The organism is Burkholderia oklahomensis C6786, assembly GCF_000959365.1.
GTDB lineage: Bacteria > Pseudomonadota > Gammaproteobacteria > Burkholderiales > Burkholderiaceae > Burkholderia > Burkholderia oklahomensis.
In genome coordinates this window covers 1,522,725-1,537,399 of sequence record NZ_CP009555.1, presented here as the reverse complement: position 1 = coordinate 1,537,399, position 14,675 = coordinate 1,522,725, and the positions used below count along the sequence as shown (strand labels likewise).

Genomic DNA, 14,675 nt, shown 5'->3' with positions numbered 1-14,675 from the left:
ATGCTGCGGAAACACTATTTACATCTTGTAACATTTGGTCTGGCACTGTAACAGTGTGTGGGACCGTTTTCACGCGCCGCGCATGATATCGCAGAATTATATGCAAAGTCATACTGGACGGACGTTTTAAGGCGCTCGCCGCGACTCGGGATGTTCCCGACGTAGGACAAACACCGACAGACAACTTCAGCAACACAACGCGAACTTGTAACTATTTTGAGATACAAATATGACGTTTTGTAACCATGTTGCCAAGATCCGACACAAAAAAACCGGAGCGCCAGGCTCCGGTTTTTGATGTGGATTAAGAAACGGGGTCAGTCGACGAACGCGCGCTCGATCACATAGTGGCCGGGGGCGCTGTTCTTGCCTTCGACGAGGCCCGCCTTCTTCAGCAGTTCGACCGTGTCCTTCAGCATCGCGGTGCTGCCGCACAGCATCACGCGGTCGTGCTCGGGCGAGAACGGCGGGACGTCCAGATCCGTGAACAGCTTGCCGGACGAGATCAGGTCGGTGATCCGGCCTTCGTTCTCGAATTCCTCGCGCGTGACGGTCGGGTAGTAGACGAGCTTCTCGCGGATCACGTCGCCGAGGTACTCGTGGCCCGGCAGGTCGTGCTTGATGAAATCCATGTACGCGAGCTCGCCCTTCAGGCGGCACGTGTGCGTGAGGATCACCTTGTCGAAGCGCTCGTAGATGTCCGGATCGCGGATGATCGACATGAACGGCGCGAGGCCCGTGCCCGTCGACAGCAGCCACAGCGTCTTGCCGGGCAGCAGGTTGTCGGCGACGAGCGTGCCCGTCGGCTTCTTGCCGATCAGGACCGCATCGCCGACCTTCAGGTGTTGCAGCCGCGACGTCAGCGGGCCGTTCTGCACCTTGATGCTGAAGAACTCGAGGTGCTCTTCGTAGTTCGGGCTCACGATGCTGTATGCGCGCGTGAGCGGCTTGCCGTCGACTTCCAGGCCGACCATCGTGAATTCGCCGTTGTTGAAGCGCAGGGCCTGGTCGCGGGTGCAAGTGAAGCTGAACAGCGTGTCGGTCCAGTGGTGGACGGACAGGACGGTAGCGGTGTCGAATTTGCTCATGGATTCGGAAACGATGCGGAAACCGAGGGACGGCCCGATCCGCGGACCGGCCGATGGCGCACGTCATTCGCACGCCTACCCGATAAAACAGACGAGTGGGAAACGCCATATTTTACCGTGCCTTGGACGCGCGCGTGCTTGACCCCGGCAAACGCGAGGAAATCGCCGACAAACTTGGGTGCGCGTTGCGTCGATTCCGGCGGGCTTTTCGGGGCCGTTGCGCCCGGTGCGGCGTGCGTGCGCGCGTCAGTCGAGCCGCAGCCGCGCGACGTACGGCAGATGATCGGACAGCCACGCGGTTTCGTCGCCGGGCGCGCGCCATTCGATCGGCGTCATCCCGCGCACGAACATCTTGTCGAGCGCGAGCGCGGGCGAGAACGCGGGAAACGTGCGGCCCGACGCGCCGAGCAGCGTCGCGACTTCGGACAGGCCGATCTCGCCGAAGAGCGGGATCGAGTCGTTGCGCCAGTCGTTGAAGTCGCCCGCGAGGACGAGCGGCCCCGTGCTCGCGTGGCGCTCGATCCAGTGCGCGATCCAGCTCATCTGCCGCAGCCGCGCGGCGCGCGTGAGCGCGAGGTGCGCGCACAGCAGCGTGACGGGCGCGCCGCCCGCGAGCGTCGCGCGCGCGACGAGGAGGCCGCGACGCTCGAAGCGGTGCGCGGAAATGTCCCAGCGGCCGCCGAGATCGAGCGGATGCGGCGACAGGATCGCGTTGCCGTGCCGCCACGACGGCTTGAACACGTTCGGCCCGAGTGCGATCTGCCAGTCGAGCGCGCGCGCGATCTCGGTCGCCTGGCAGTGCCAGACGTCGTCGACGGGCTCCGCCATCGGCCTGCCGAAGCCGGACGCGAGCATCGGGCGCGGCATGCGCCGCGCCATCGCTTCCTGCAGGAAATAGACGTCCGCGTGCGTCGATTCGACCCAGCTGCGCATCGCGTCCCACGCGGTGAAGCCGAGCGGCGAGCGGCCCTTGTGCAGATTCCAGCTGACCGCCGTGATCTCGTTCTCGGCAGGCTGCGGCTCGGCGAGCGGCAGGGTCTCGGGCACGTGCATGGTCGGTCAGTCCTCGACGACGTGCGCGCGCACGCGGTAGACGAGTTGCGGGCCGCGGTCGGCCAAGGTCCAGTCGGTCCACTGCGCGGCGCGTGCGTTCAGGCCCGGATGGCTTGCGACGATTCGCCGCGGCGGGGACGCGCACGGCGCGCCGCCGGACGGCGCCGCGCCGTCGTCGGCGAGCGTTTCCTGCGCGTCGATCGCGAGCGCGACCGCGTCGCCTTCGACGTACAGCGGTGCGACCGTGATCGTGCGCGACAGTTCGGACGCGGGCGCGGCGGCCGCCGACGCGTTCGTCGCGGCGGCGCCGCAACCGGACGCGGGCGCGACGGGAAAGCTGTGCGTGTCCGAGCGGGCCTGGCCGACGGTGGTCTTCTGCTCGAACGTGTCGATCGTCTGGCCGTCGCGTACCACCTCGATCTCCCAATCGATCACGGGCTGCGGACCGCTCTGCGCGTGCGCGGAGAGCGCGGCGCCGACCAGCGCGCCCGCGACGCCGGCTTCGAGTACGAATTTTCCGGCGCGGGCGAACCGGGAGGCGGGACAGGCGGACATCTTACGCGTAAACGAATTCATCGAACTTCCGACCGCGCGGGTAATTGCTCGGTTCATCTTTCGCGCGCGGCGCCGTTATCGGGGACATCGACGAGGTGAGCGCGGCGCGCGGATTTTTCAAGCATCGGGCGGCGCGGCAAACGGGCGCGCCGCGGCGGCGGCGCGGCAGCCGGCGCGAGCGGCGAACGCATCGGCATGGCTCGTCGACGAGCGGCGCGATGCGCAACGGCTGCGGACCGCGCCACGGAATGGCGGCGGCGCGATGCGCGCACGCACGACGTGAATTCACGATCATACGCGCGGCGCGTGTCGCGTGCAGCATCGCGAGGATGTTAGCAGCAGACCCCGGCGGCTGCTCGCTTGCGCGGGATGTCGCGCTGGCTACACTGAAATCGTAGGGGTCTGAAGGACGGACGGCGGCAGCAAGGCGAGGTGTGCGATGACGACGGCGATGGTGAAGCAGGAACTGGCGGTGGCGTCGTTCAGTACGGTCTACGATCTGGATCGAATCGAGACGGCGCTGAACGATCTGAACGAAGGCGCAAGCGACGCGCTGCGCGCGACTTACGAAAAGATGCTGAAGACGGGCAACCTGCGCTTTTGCGTGAAGCCGACGCGGATGCCCGCGTTCGATTCGCTCGCGCAGGAATTGCCCAACTTCGCCGAGCCGCTCGACGACGTGCGCAAGCAAGTGGCGCTTTGCCTCGAAACCGACGACCGCCTCGAATTGATGCCGATCCTGCTGCTCGGCGAGCCGGGCATCGGCAAGACGCATTTCGCGAAGGCGCTCGCGAAGATGCTCGGGACCGCTTATCACTACGTGCCGATGAGCTCGCTGACGGCGGGCTGGGTGCTGTCGGGCGCGTCGTCGCAGTGGAAGAACGCGAAGCCGGGCAAGGTGTTCGACGCGCTCGTCAACGGCTGCTACTCGAATCCCGTGATCGCGATCGACGAGATCGACAAGGCGGGCAGCGATGCGCAATACGATCCGCTCGGCGCGCTGTACGCGCTGCTCGAGCACGACACCGCGTGCGCGTTCATCGACGAATTCGCCGAGGTGCCGATCGACGCGGGCAACGTGATCTGGATCGCGACCGCGAACGATGCAAGCGCGATTCCCGAGCCGATCATGAACCGGATGAACGTGTACGAGATCGAGCCGCCCGACGCGCCGGGCGCGCGCCGCATCGCGCAGACGATCTACGGCGAGATCCGCGACGCGCACGCGTGGGGGCGGCGTTTCCCCGACGCGCTCGGCGACGACGCGCTCGACGTGCTCGCCGCGATGCCGCCCCGCACGATGCGCCGCGTGCTGCTGCACGCATTCGGCGCGGCGCGGCTCGACGGGCGAGACGCGATCGCGCCGCGCGACATCCGCACCGACGAAAGCACCGGGCGCCGCCGGCCGATCGGCTTTTGACGGCCGGCAGGCGCACACGCGTCGCGCGACGTACAATCGTAGGTCCTGCTTTCGAAGCGTGAGCGACGCGAATGACGATGGAGCGGATTGACTGTGTGGTGATCGGCGCCGGCGTAGTGGGCCTTGCGATCGCGCGCGAGCTGGCCGCGCGCGGACGCGAGACGCTGATCCTGGAAGCGGCCGAGGCGATCGGCACGGGCTCGAGCTCGCGCAACAGCGAGGTGATCCACGCGGGGCTCTACTATCCGCGCGGATCGCTGAAGGCGTCGCTGTGCGTGCACGGGCGCGACCTGCTGTACGACTTCTGCGAGACGCACAACGTGCCGCATCGGCGCTGCGGCAAGCTCGTCGTCGCGACGTCGCCCGCGCAGGCGAAGCAGCTGAAGGCGATCGCCGCGCGCGCGGAGGAAAACGGCGTGCTCGATCTGCTGTCGCTGTCGCGCGACGAAGTGCAGGCGCTCGAGCCCGAGCTCGAGTGCATCGAGGCGCTGTTCTCGCCGAGCACGGGCATCGTCGACAGCCATCAGCTGATGCTCGCGCTCCTTGGCGACGCCGAGCGCGACGGCGCCGCGTGCGCGCTGCGCTCGCCTGTCGAATCGATCGACGCGGGGGGCGGCTGCTTCGTCGTGCGCGCCGGCGGCGATACGCCGACCGAGATCGAAGCCGCGTGCGTGATCAACAGCGCGGGGCTCGGCGCGCAGGCGCTCGCGAAGCGCATCCGCGGGCTCGATTCGCGCTGGGTGCCGCCGCTTTATCTCGCGCGCGGCAATTACTTCAGCCTGTCCGGGCGCGTGCCGTTCGCGCATCTCGTCTATCCGGTGCCGGATCGGGCCGGGCTCGGCGTGCATCTGACGCTCGATCTCGCCGGACAGGCGCGTTTCGGGCCCGACGTCGAATGGATCGACACGCTGCGCTACGACGTCGATCCGCGCCGCGCCGCCGCGTTCTACACGTCGATCCGCGCGTATTGGCCAGGATTGCCCGCCGACGCGCTGCAGCCGGCCTACGCGGGCATTCGCCCGAAGGTCGCGGGGCCCGGCGAGCCCACCGCCGATTTCGTGATCCAGGGCGTGGCGCAGCACGGCGTGCGCGGGCTCGTGAACCTGTTCGGCATCGAATCGCCCGGGCTCACCGCGGCGCTCGCGATCGCGCAGCGCGTCGGCGAAATGGCGGCGCGCACATGACCTCCGCAGGCGGCGTGCCGATTTCTTGTTTTCGATTTGCTTATCTTCGGAATTACCCGCGTCACATTTGGGCGCATGAGCGGTATGCTTGTGCGCTGCTGCCGCTAGAGCAGCGACAACCCACAATGTTGGAGCGAATTCCCATGAAAACGTCCCGCCGGAGTTTCCTGATCACGAGCGTCGGCGCCGTGTCGGCGCTCGCGCTCACGCGCGAAGCGTTCTCGGCCGATCTGCCGATGCTGTCCGAAACCGATCCGACCGCCGTCGCGCTCGGCTACAAGGCCGACGCCACCAAGGTCGACAAGGCGAAGTTCCCGAAGTACGCGGCAGGCGAAGCCTGTTCGGGCTGCATGCTGTATCAGGGCAAGAAGGGCTCGGCGTCGGGCCCGTGCGGCGCATTCCCCGGCAAGCAGGTGTCGGCGAAGGGCTGGTGCAGCGCGTTCACGAAAATGGCGTGACGCGTCTCGCGGCGTCTCGCGGCGCCGCGTCGCATCGCACCGAAGCGGAAAACGCCCGCCGTCCGACGACGGCGGGCGTTTTTTTATTGCTTGAAATCGATTCCGCCGCTTTCTACACTCGCTCCACGACCGTTGGCGCGGCGTCAGCCTGTTACGGCGACGCCGGCGCACGACGCACGACAACGGCACGACGAAAGCACGACGACAGCGAGGGGCGAGGATGGCATCGATAGCGGCTTCGACGAAAACGGCTGGACATGCGCTGAACCGGCGCTCGGTGGTGGCGGCCGTGATCGGCAACGCGCTCGAGTGGTACGACTTCATCGTGTTCAGTTTCATGACGGTCGTGATCGCCGAGTTGTTCTTTCCGACCAGCAGCGAATATTCGTCGCTGCTCCTGACGACCGCGACGTTCGGCGTCGCCTTCTTCATGCGGCCGATCGGCGGCATCGTGCTCGGCCTCTACGCGGATCGCGCGGGGCGCAAGGCGGCGCTGTCGCTCGTGATCCTGCTGATGACGCTCGGCATCTTCCTGATCGCGGTCGCGCCGCCCTATGCGGCGATCGGCGTCGGCGGGCCGCTGCTGATCGTGCTCGGACGTCTGCTGCAAGGCTTCTCCGCGGGCGGCGAGTTCGGCAGCGCGACCGCGCTCCTCATCGAAGCGGCGCCGTTCTCGCGGCGCGGGTTCTACGGGAGCTGGCAGATGGCGAGCCAGGCGGCGGCGCTTCTCATCGGCTCGCTCGTCGGCGCGGCGGTGACGCGCGGCCTGTCGACCGAGGCGCTGCATGCGTGGGGCTGGCGCGTGCCGTTCCTGCTCGGGCTCGTGATCGGGCCGGTCGGGTTCTATCTGCGCCGCCATCTCGCCGATTCCGAGGCGTTCCTGCACGCGCGCGATCACGCGCGGCGCGTGACGCTCGCCGAAGTGTTCGCGCAGCACGGGCGCGCGGTGACGTGCGGGCTCGGCTCGGTGATCGCGCTGACCGTCACCGTCTACGTGCTCATCAGCTATCTGCCGACGTTCGCCGTCAAGCAGCTGAAGCTGCCTTACGCGCAGTCGTTCTACGCGGTGATCATCGGCAATCTGCTGCTGACGGTGCTGTCGCCGCTCGCGGGCGCGTGGTCCGATCGGATCGGGCGCAAGGGATTGTCGCTGTGGGCGCTCGGGCTCACGCTCGTGCTGATCTATCCGCTCTTCATATGGCTCGACGCGTCGCCGAGCATCGCGCGGCTGATTCTCGTGCAGGCGATCCTGTCGGTGGCGCTCGCCGGCTACTACGGGCCGTTCGGCGCGATGATCGCCGAGCTCTTTCCGGCGAACGCGCGCTCGACGGGCCTGTCGCTCGCGTACAACGTCGCGGTGATGGCGTTCGGCGGCTTCGGCCCGTTCATCGTCACGTGGCTCATCAAGACGACGGGCTCGCCGCTTGCGCCGACCTATTACGTGATGGCCGGGCTCGCGCTGTCGTTCGTCGCGGTCGCGTTCGTGCCGGCGAGAAGCAACGATCTCGATTGACGACGGCCGGTCGCGGACCGGTCGCGCGGCCGACGCGCTGGACGCCGGCGCGAACGCGCGCCAATGGAGATCGCGCAATCCGTGCCCGTCACGTATCGAACCCGATCCATCGCCGAAGACCGTTACGAAAAAACGAAGATATAAGGGATAACGCTGATCGCGGCGAATCGCGCCGAATCGGCTCGACGGCGCACGCGCTGTGCGCGGCCGGGCAACGCATTTCACGATGGCGTGCGCATGACGAATGGATTTTTCTCCAGCTTGTTCCTCTTACGAAAGCTCAAGTAATATCCGCCTACGCCGGCCTAGGCCGGCCTTGAACCGGAGACCTGGAGGAAACATGGAACATAATCGTCTGTTGCGCGCACTGCGTGTTACCGCCATCGCGGGCGTTGCAGCGGCATCTTTCGGCGTCGCGGGCTCTGCATTCGCACAGATCCCGAACAAAACGCTCGTCTACTGCTCAGAAGGCAGCCCGGCGGGCTTCGATTCCGCGCAATTCACGACGGGCGTCGATTTCACCGCGTCGACATTCCCGATCTACAACCGCCTCGTCGAGTTCGAGCGCGGCGGCACGAAGGTCGAGCCCGGCCTCGCCGAGACATGGGACATCTCGCCCGACGGCAAGGTCTACACGTTCCATCTGCGCCACGGCGTCAAATTCCATACGACCGATTTCTTCAAGCCGACGCGCGAATTCGACGCGGACGACGTCGTGTTCACGTTCGAGCGGATGCTCGATGCGAACCAGCCGTTCCGCAAGGCGTATCCGGTGTCGTTCCCGTACTTCACCGACATGGGCCTCGACAAGCTGATCGTCAAGATCGAAAAGCTCGATCCGTATACGGTTCGTTTCACGCTGAAGGAGCCGAACGCGCCGTTCATCCAGAACCTCGCGATGGAGTATGCGTCGGTGCTGTCCGCCGAATACGCGGACCAGTTGATGAAGGCGGGCAAGGCGGCCGACATCAACCAGAAGCCGATCGGCACGGGCCCGTTCATCTTCCGCAGCTACACGAAGGACGCGACGATCCGATTCGACGGCAATCCTGATTATTGGAAGAAGGGCGCGGTGAAGATCTCGAAGCTGATCTTCTCGATCACGCCCGACCCGGGCGTGCGCGTGCAGAAGATCAAGCGCAACGAGTGCCAGGTGATGAGCTATCCGCGGCCCGCCGACATCGCGACGCTGAAGGCCGATTCGAACGTCGACATGCCGTCGCTGCCGGGCTTCAACCTCGGCTACCTCGCGTACAACGTGCAGCACAAGCCGGTCGACAAGCTCGAGGTGCGCCGGGCGCTCGACATGGCGATCAACAAGAAGGCGATTCTCGAATCCGTCTATCAGGGCGCGGGCCAGGCGGCGAGCGCGCCGATGCCGCCGACCCAATGGTCGTACGACAAGAACCTGAAGGCCGCGGCCTACGATCCGGCGAAGGCGAAGGCGCTGCTCGCGAAGGCGGGCTATCCGAACGGCTTCCCCATCACGCTGTGGGCGATGCCCGTGCAGCGCCCGTACAACCCGAACGCGAAGCTGATGGCCGAGATGATCCAGGCCGACTGGGCGAAGATCGGCGTGCAGGCGAAGATCGTCACGTATGAGTGGGGCGAGTACATCAAGCGCGCGCATTCGGGCGAGCACGACACGATGCTGATCGGCTGGAACGGCGACAACGGCGATCCCGACAACTGGCTCGGCACGCTGCTCGGCTGCGAGGCGGTCAAGGGCAACAACTTCTCCGAGTGGTGCCACAAACCGTTCGACGAGCTCGTTCAGAAGGGCCGCGTGACGACGTCGCTGGATGCCCGCACGAAGATATACATGCAGGCGCAGCAAATCTTCGCGCAGCAGCTGCCGTTTTCGCCGATCGCGAACTCGACCGTCTATCAGCCGGTGCGCAAGAACGTCGTCGACATGCGGATCGAGCCGCTCGGCTATGCGCGCTTCGACGGCGTCAGCGTGAAATAAGCGGCGTCGGTGCGCCGTTAGGCCGACTGCACGATAATCACCCGGCGACGGGGGGCCACGAGCTCCTCGTCGCCGGTCGCACATTTCCCACAAGAAAATATCGAGAAGCGTCATGTTCCGATTCGTCTTGCGCCGCGTGGGCATGGTGATCCCGACCTTCATCGGCATCACGGTGCTCGCGTTCGCGCTGATTCACCTGATACCGGGCGACCCCATCGAAGTGATGATGGGCGAGCGCGGCGTCGATCCCGCGATGCACGCGGAAGCGATGCATCGCCTGGGGCTCGACGAGCCGCTGCCCCTTCAGTACCTGCACTACGTCGGCCGTGCGCTGCACGGCGACCTGGGCATGTCGATCATCACCAACACGAGCGTGATGAGCGAGTTCCTCGCACGCTTTCCGGCGACGGTCGAGCTGTCGATCTGCGCGCTCCTGTTCGCGCTCGCCGTCGGGCTGCCGGCCGGCGTGTTCGCCGCGCTCAAGCGCGGCACGGTCGTCGATCACGGCGTGATGGGCACGGCGCTCACCGGCTATTCGATGCCGATCTTCTGGTGGGGGCTCATCCTCATCATGGTGTTCTCCGCGTATCTCGGCTGGACGCCCGTGTCGGGCCGCCTCGCGGTCGAATACGAGATTCCTCATACGACGGGCTTCATGCTGATCGACACGCTGCTCTCCGGCGAAGAAGGCGCGTTCGCGTCGGCGGTGAGCCATCTGATCCTGCCCGCGATCGTGCTCGGCACGATTCCGCTCGCGGTGATCGCGCGGATGACGCGCTCGTCGATGCTCGAAGTGCTGCGCGAAGACTACATCCGCACCGCGCGCGCGAAGGGGCTGTCGCCCGCGCGCGTCGTCGTCGTGCATGCGCTGCGCAACGCGTTGATCCCGGTCGTCACGGTGATCGGCCTTCAAGTGGGCACGCTGCTCGCGGGCGCCGTGCTCACCGAGACGCTGTTTTCGTGGCCGGGCGTCGGCAAGTGGCTGATCGACGCGATCGGCCGCCGCGACTATCCGGTCGTGCAAGGCGGCATCCTGCTGATCGCGACGCTCGTGATCGTCGTGAACCTGGTCGTCGATCTGCTGTACGGCGTGCTGAATCCGCGCATTCGCCATACGAGGTAATCGAACATGCATCCCCACACTCGCATTCATCCGCTGCTTGAGCGGTCAACTGCGGCGGCGGCATTCGGCCGCGCACGCGCGGTCACGCGGGAGGCGCAATGAGCGACATGCAAAACGCGATGCCGTCGCAAGCGGCGCCCGTCAGCGGCCGCGCGCTCGCGCTGCGCGAATTCTGGGCGAACTTCTCCCGCAATCGCGGCGCGGTCGGCGCGGGCGTCGTCGTGCTCGTGCTGGTCGTCGTCGCGCTGCTGGCGCCGGTTCTCGCGCCGCACAGCCCGATCGAGCAGTACCGTGATCACGTGAAGATTCCACCCGCGTGGCTCGCCGGCGGCAATTGGCAATTCGTGCTCGGCACCGACGAAGCGGGCCGCGACATCCTCTCGCGCCTGATGTACGGCGCGCGGATGTCGTTCTGGATCGGCTTCGTGTCGGTCGTGCTCGCGCTGATTCCGGGCGTCGTGCTCGGCCTCGTCGCCGCGTTCTTCCAGAAATGGGCCGACACGCCCGTGATGCGCGTGATGGACGTGCTGCTCGCGCTGCCGTCGCTGCTGCTCGCGGTCGCGGTCGTCGCGATCATCGGTCCCGGCTTGACCAACACGATGTTCGCGATCGCGATCGTCGCGCTGCCCGCGTACGTGCGTCTCACGCGCGCGTCGGCGCTCGGCGAGCTGCAGAAGGAGTACGTGACCGCGTCGCGCGTCGCGGGCGCGGGCACGCTGCGCCTGATGTTCTCGCAGGTGCTGCCGAACTGCACGGCGCCGTTGATCGTGCAGGCGACGCTCGGCTTCTCGTCTGCGATCCTCGACGCGGCCGCGCTCGGCTTCCTCGGCCTCGGCGTGCAGCCGCCGACGGCCGAGTGGGGCGCGATGCTCGCATCGGCGCGCGATTACATCGACAATGCGTGGTGGATCGTGACGATGCCCGGCCTGTCGATTCTGATCTCGGTGCTCGCGATCAACCTGCTCGGCGACGGGCTGCGCGACGCGCTTGATCCCAAACTCAAACGGATGGCCTGACATGAGCGACTTATTGACCATCCGCAATCTCGCGGTGAACTTCAACGGGCTGCCCGCGGTCGACAGGATCAACCTGTCCGTCGCGCGCGGCGAAGTGGTCGGCGTGGTGGGCGAATCCGGCTCGGGCAAGAGCGTGACGATGATGGCGTTGATGGGCTTGATCGACGCGCCCGGCATCGTCACCGCCGACGAAGTCACGTTCGACGGCGTCGATCTCCTGAAGGCGAGCCCGAAGGCGCGCCGCAGGATCATCGGCAAGGACATCGCGATGGTGTTCCAGGACGCGCTGACGAGCCTGAACCCGAGCTACACGGTCGGCTATCAGATCAAGGAGGTGCTGAAGCTGCACGAGGGCCTGCGCGGCGACGCGCTGAAGAAGCGCGCGCTCGAACTGCTCGACCAGGTCGGGATTCCCGATGCGAAGAACCGCATCGACACCTTTCCGCACCAGATGTCGGGCGGCATGAACCAGCGCGTGATGATCGCGATGGCGGTCGCGTGCAATCCGAAGCTCCTGATCGCCGACGAGCCGACGACCGCGCTCGACGTGACGATCCAGGCGCAGATCATGGATCTCCTCGTCGCGCTGCAGAAGGAGCGCGGGATGGCGCTCGTGCTGATCTCGCACGATCTCGCGGTCGTCTCGGAAGTCGCGCAGCGCGTCGCGGTGATGTACGCGGGCGAGATCATCGAGACGAACCGCGTGCCGGACATCTTCGCGTCGCCGCATCATCCGTACACCGAAGCGTTGCTCGCCGCGATCCCCGAGCACAATGCGGGGGCGAAGCGGCTCGCCGCCCTTCCCGGGATGGTGCCGGGCCGCGACGACCGGCCGAGCGGGTGCCTGTTCGCGCCGCGCTGCAAGTACGTCGTCGACGGCTGCACGAAGGCGCGCCCCGCGCTCGACGAGCTCGTGCCGGGCACCGGCATGCGCGCGCGCTGCATCAAGCCGCTCAACCTGCAAGCGACGCACACGGAAGGAGGCGCGCGATGAACGCAGTCTACGAAACGCGCGAGTCCGCCGCGCACGACGACATCGTGCTCGTCGCCGACAAGCTCGCGAAGCACTACACGGTCAGAAGAGGGATGTTCGGGCACGGCACCGTGAAGGCGCTGAACGGCGTGTCGTTCGAGTTGAAGCGGGGCAAGACGCTCGCCGTCGTCGGCGAGTCCGGCTGCGGCAAATCGACGCTCGCGCGCCAGTTGACGATGATCGAGCCGCCGACGTCCGGGCACCTGTCGATCGACGGCCGCGACGTCGCGGGCGCGGACCGCGAGACGATCGCCGCGCTGCGCCGCCGCGTGCAGATGGTGTTCCAGAATCCGTTCGCGTCGCTGAATCCGCGCAAGACGGTCGAGCAGACGCTCGCCGAGCCGCTCGCCATCAACACGCATCTGACGGCCGCCGAGCGCGCGCAGCGGATCGCGCAGATCATGCGCACGGTCGGCCTGCGGCCCGAGCACGCGAAGCGCTATCCGCACATGTTCTCGGGCGGGCAGCGCCAGCGCGTCGCGATCGCGCGCGCGATGATCCTCGATCCGCAGATCGTCGTCGCCGACGAGCCGGTGTCCGCGCTCGACGTGTCGATCCAGGCGCAGATCCTCAATCTCTTCATGGATCTGCAGGAGCAGTTCAGGACGAGCTACGTGTTCATCTCGCACAACCTCGCGGTCGTCGAGCACATCGCCGACGACGTGATGGTGATGTACTTCGGCAGCGTCGCGGAGCTCGGCGACAAGAAGACGATCTACGCGCGGCCGCGCCATCCGTACACGCGCGCGCTGATGTCGGCGACGCCCGCGATCTTCGAGGCGGATCGCAAGATCCAGATCAAGCTGCAGGGCGAGCTGCCGTCGCCGCTCAATCCGCCGTCCGGCTGCGCGTTCCATCAGCGCTGCCCTTACGCGGTCGAGCGGTGCCGCGCCGAGGAGCCGAAGCTGCGCGACGTCGACGGCCGGCTCGTCGCCTGCCATCGCGCCGAGGAGGTGGGGGAGGCGAATGCCTGAGGCAATGGCGGCGCGCGAAGCCGCGCGCCGCTTGCGTAACGGCGGCCGGCGCGCGGCGACGCACGCCGGCAGGCATCCACGGCGCTGGCGCGCGCGTGCGCTCGCGGGCGCCGTGCTCGCCGGCGCGTGCGCGACGGGCGGCATCGCGTGGCCGTCCGTCGGCGCGCTGGCGGCGGGCAGCGCCGCGACCGCGCCGCTGCCGCAGTCGCCGATCCCGTCGCCGAGCATGTCGCTGCCGGGCTTCCATGCGCCGCCGCCGTCGACGTCGAACGGCACCGTCGCGAGCGGCGCGGTGCGCACGCAGCCCGCGCGGATGCCGTTCTACGTCGCGACCAAAGGCAAGGTCACGATCTACGTGCTCGGCACGCTGCACGTCGGCGATCCCGCCGACTATCCGCCAAGCCAGCCGTTCCGCCGTCCGATCCTCGCGGCGCTCGCCGCATCGCCGACGCTCGCGCTCGAGCTGTCGCCGGACGATCTGCTCGAATCGCAGGACGACGTGTCGAAGTACGGCGTGTGCAACTACGCATGCCTGCCGCGCCTGCTGCCGTCGCCTCTTTGGCAGAAGCTCGCGAACCGGCTGCGCGGCAATCCGGCCGCGCTCGCCGGCATCCGCAACATGCGGCCGTGGCTCGCGTCGCTCGTCGTCGAGACGTACGATTCGCTGTCGGCCGGCCTGCAAACCGAATACGGCACCGAGGCGCAGCTGCAGAACGTGTTCCTGCGCAAAAAGGGCGGGAAGGTCGTCGGGCTCGAGACGCTCGCCGAGCAGATGCGCGCATTCACGGGGCTCACGCTCGCGCAGCAGCGCGAGATGCTCGCGCAGGACATGGTGCAGACGCCCGCGCAGAACGCGGCCGACGTGCGCGCGCTGCACCGCCTCTGGCGCATCGGCGACGCGGACGCGGTCGCCGCATGGGCGACCGCGAAGACGGAGCGGCTCGCGCGCGCGAAGCCGATCGCCGATTCGATCGACAACAAGATCGTCTACGAGCGCAACCGCCGCTTCGTCGCGCGGATGACGGCGATCGCCGCGCCGAACCGGCCGCTCTTCGTCGCGATCGGCGCGCTGCACCTGGGCGGCCCGAAGGGCGTGCTCGAACTGCTGCGGCAGCAGGGCTACCGCGTCGACGCCGGGTGATCGGGAACCCGAACGAATAGGGATTAACCCAGGTTTTGACCAAGGTTGACGGGTGAAATGCGTTCCGGCGATTGACACTCCGTTGGGCTAAATCTATTCTCCTTTCACCAAGTAGGAAAAAGAAAATGCGCTACGGGGAACGATAAAA

14 protein-coding genes are annotated in these 14,675 nt (G+C 67.0%); 10 read left to right on the top strand and 4 right to left on the bottom strand.

From position 1 onward, the window contains the following. Positions 1 to 317: 317 nt before the first annotated feature. From BG90_RS06855 to BG90_RS36085, 4 genes are all read right to left on the bottom strand, one after another. Positions 318 to 1,088 carry a ferredoxin--NADP reductase gene (locus BG90_RS06855; RefSeq protein ID WP_010100992.1) on the bottom strand — a complete coding sequence of 257 codons (771 nt, stop codon included), beginning with the start codon at positions 1,086 to 1,088 and terminating at the stop codon, positions 318 to 320. 246 nt (positions 1,089 to 1,334) lie between these two features. Further along, positions 1,335 to 2,141, bottom strand: coding sequence for an endonuclease/exonuclease/phosphatase family protein (locus BG90_RS06850; RefSeq protein WP_010100994.1), 807 nt, complete (start codon positions 2,139 to 2,141; stop codon positions 1,335 to 1,337). A gap of 6 nt (positions 2,142 to 2,147) precedes the next feature. Continuing rightward, a complete protein-coding gene (locus BG90_RS06845; protein ID WP_025989591.1) occupies positions 2,148 to 2,717 on the bottom strand; it encodes a hypothetical protein in 570 nt (189 codons plus the stop codon). Positions 2,718 to 2,749: 32 nt separating this feature from the next. Further along, positions 2,750 to 2,887, bottom strand: a complete 138-nt coding sequence (locus BG90_RS36085; RefSeq protein ID WP_157135601.1) for a hypothetical protein — start codon at positions 2,885 to 2,887, stop codon at positions 2,750 to 2,752. A gap of 248 nt (positions 2,888 to 3,135) precedes the next feature. On the opposite strand from BG90_RS36085, the gene BG90_RS06835 reads away from it, so the two are divergent. From BG90_RS06835 to BG90_RS06790, 10 genes are all read left to right on the top strand, one after another. After that, the gene (locus BG90_RS06835; RefSeq protein ID WP_010100998.1) at positions 3,136 to 4,116 is read left to right on the top strand and encodes an AAA family ATPase; all 981 of its coding nucleotides are present in this window, start codon (positions 3,136 to 3,138) and stop codon (positions 4,114 to 4,116) included. A 71-nt stretch (positions 4,117 to 4,187) separates the two neighbouring features. Next, a complete protein-coding gene (locus tag BG90_RS06830; RefSeq protein ID WP_025989592.1) occupies positions 4,188 to 5,300 on the top strand; it encodes an NAD(P)/FAD-dependent oxidoreductase in 1,113 nt (370 codons plus the stop codon). Positions 5,301 to 5,443: 143 nt separating this feature from the next. Further along, a complete protein-coding gene (locus BG90_RS06825; protein ID WP_010101002.1) occupies positions 5,444 to 5,758 on the top strand; it encodes a high-potential iron-sulfur protein in 315 nt (104 codons plus the stop codon). Positions 5,759 to 5,978: 220 nt separating this feature from the next. Then, positions 5,979 to 7,271 carry an MFS transporter gene (locus BG90_RS06820; RefSeq protein ID WP_010113364.1) on the top strand — a complete coding sequence of 431 codons (1,293 nt, stop codon included), beginning with the start codon at positions 5,979 to 5,981 and terminating at the stop codon, positions 7,269 to 7,271. Between the two features lie 340 nt (positions 7,272 to 7,611). Further along, positions 7,612 to 9,240, top strand: a complete 1,629-nt coding sequence (locus BG90_RS06815; protein WP_010113366.1) for an ABC transporter substrate-binding protein — start codon at positions 7,612 to 7,614, stop codon at positions 9,238 to 9,240. A 112-nt stretch (positions 9,241 to 9,352) separates the two neighbouring features. Continuing rightward, complete coding sequence (locus tag BG90_RS06810; RefSeq protein WP_010101005.1) at positions 9,353 to 10,363, top strand: ABC transporter permease subunit; 1,011 nt, start codon at positions 9,353 to 9,355, stop codon at positions 10,361 to 10,363. Positions 10,364 to 10,461: 98 nt separating this feature from the next. Then, positions 10,462 to 11,379 (top strand): ABC transporter permease subunit, encoded by a 918-nt coding sequence (locus tag BG90_RS06805; RefSeq protein ID WP_010101006.1) that lies wholly within the window; start codon positions 10,462 to 10,464, stop codon positions 11,377 to 11,379. Between the two features lies 1 nt (position 11,380). Continuing rightward, entirely contained in the window at positions 11,381 to 12,373 is a 993-nt protein-coding gene (locus BG90_RS06800) for an ABC transporter ATP-binding protein (RefSeq protein ID WP_010101007.1), read from the top strand. Continuing rightward, on the top strand, positions 12,370 to 13,386 hold the full coding sequence (locus tag BG90_RS06795; protein WP_010101008.1) for a peptide ABC transporter ATP-binding protein: 1,017 nt from the start codon (positions 12,370 to 12,372) through the stop codon (positions 13,384 to 13,386). The genes BG90_RS06800 and BG90_RS06795 overlap by 4 nt, the downstream gene beginning before the upstream one ends. Beyond that, entirely contained in the window at positions 13,379 to 14,527 is a 1,149-nt protein-coding gene (locus tag BG90_RS06790) for a TraB/GumN family protein (RefSeq protein ID WP_038802827.1), read from the top strand. The genes BG90_RS06795 and BG90_RS06790 overlap by 8 nt, the downstream gene beginning before the upstream one ends. The last annotated feature ends 148 nt before the right edge of the window (positions 14,528 to 14,675 follow it).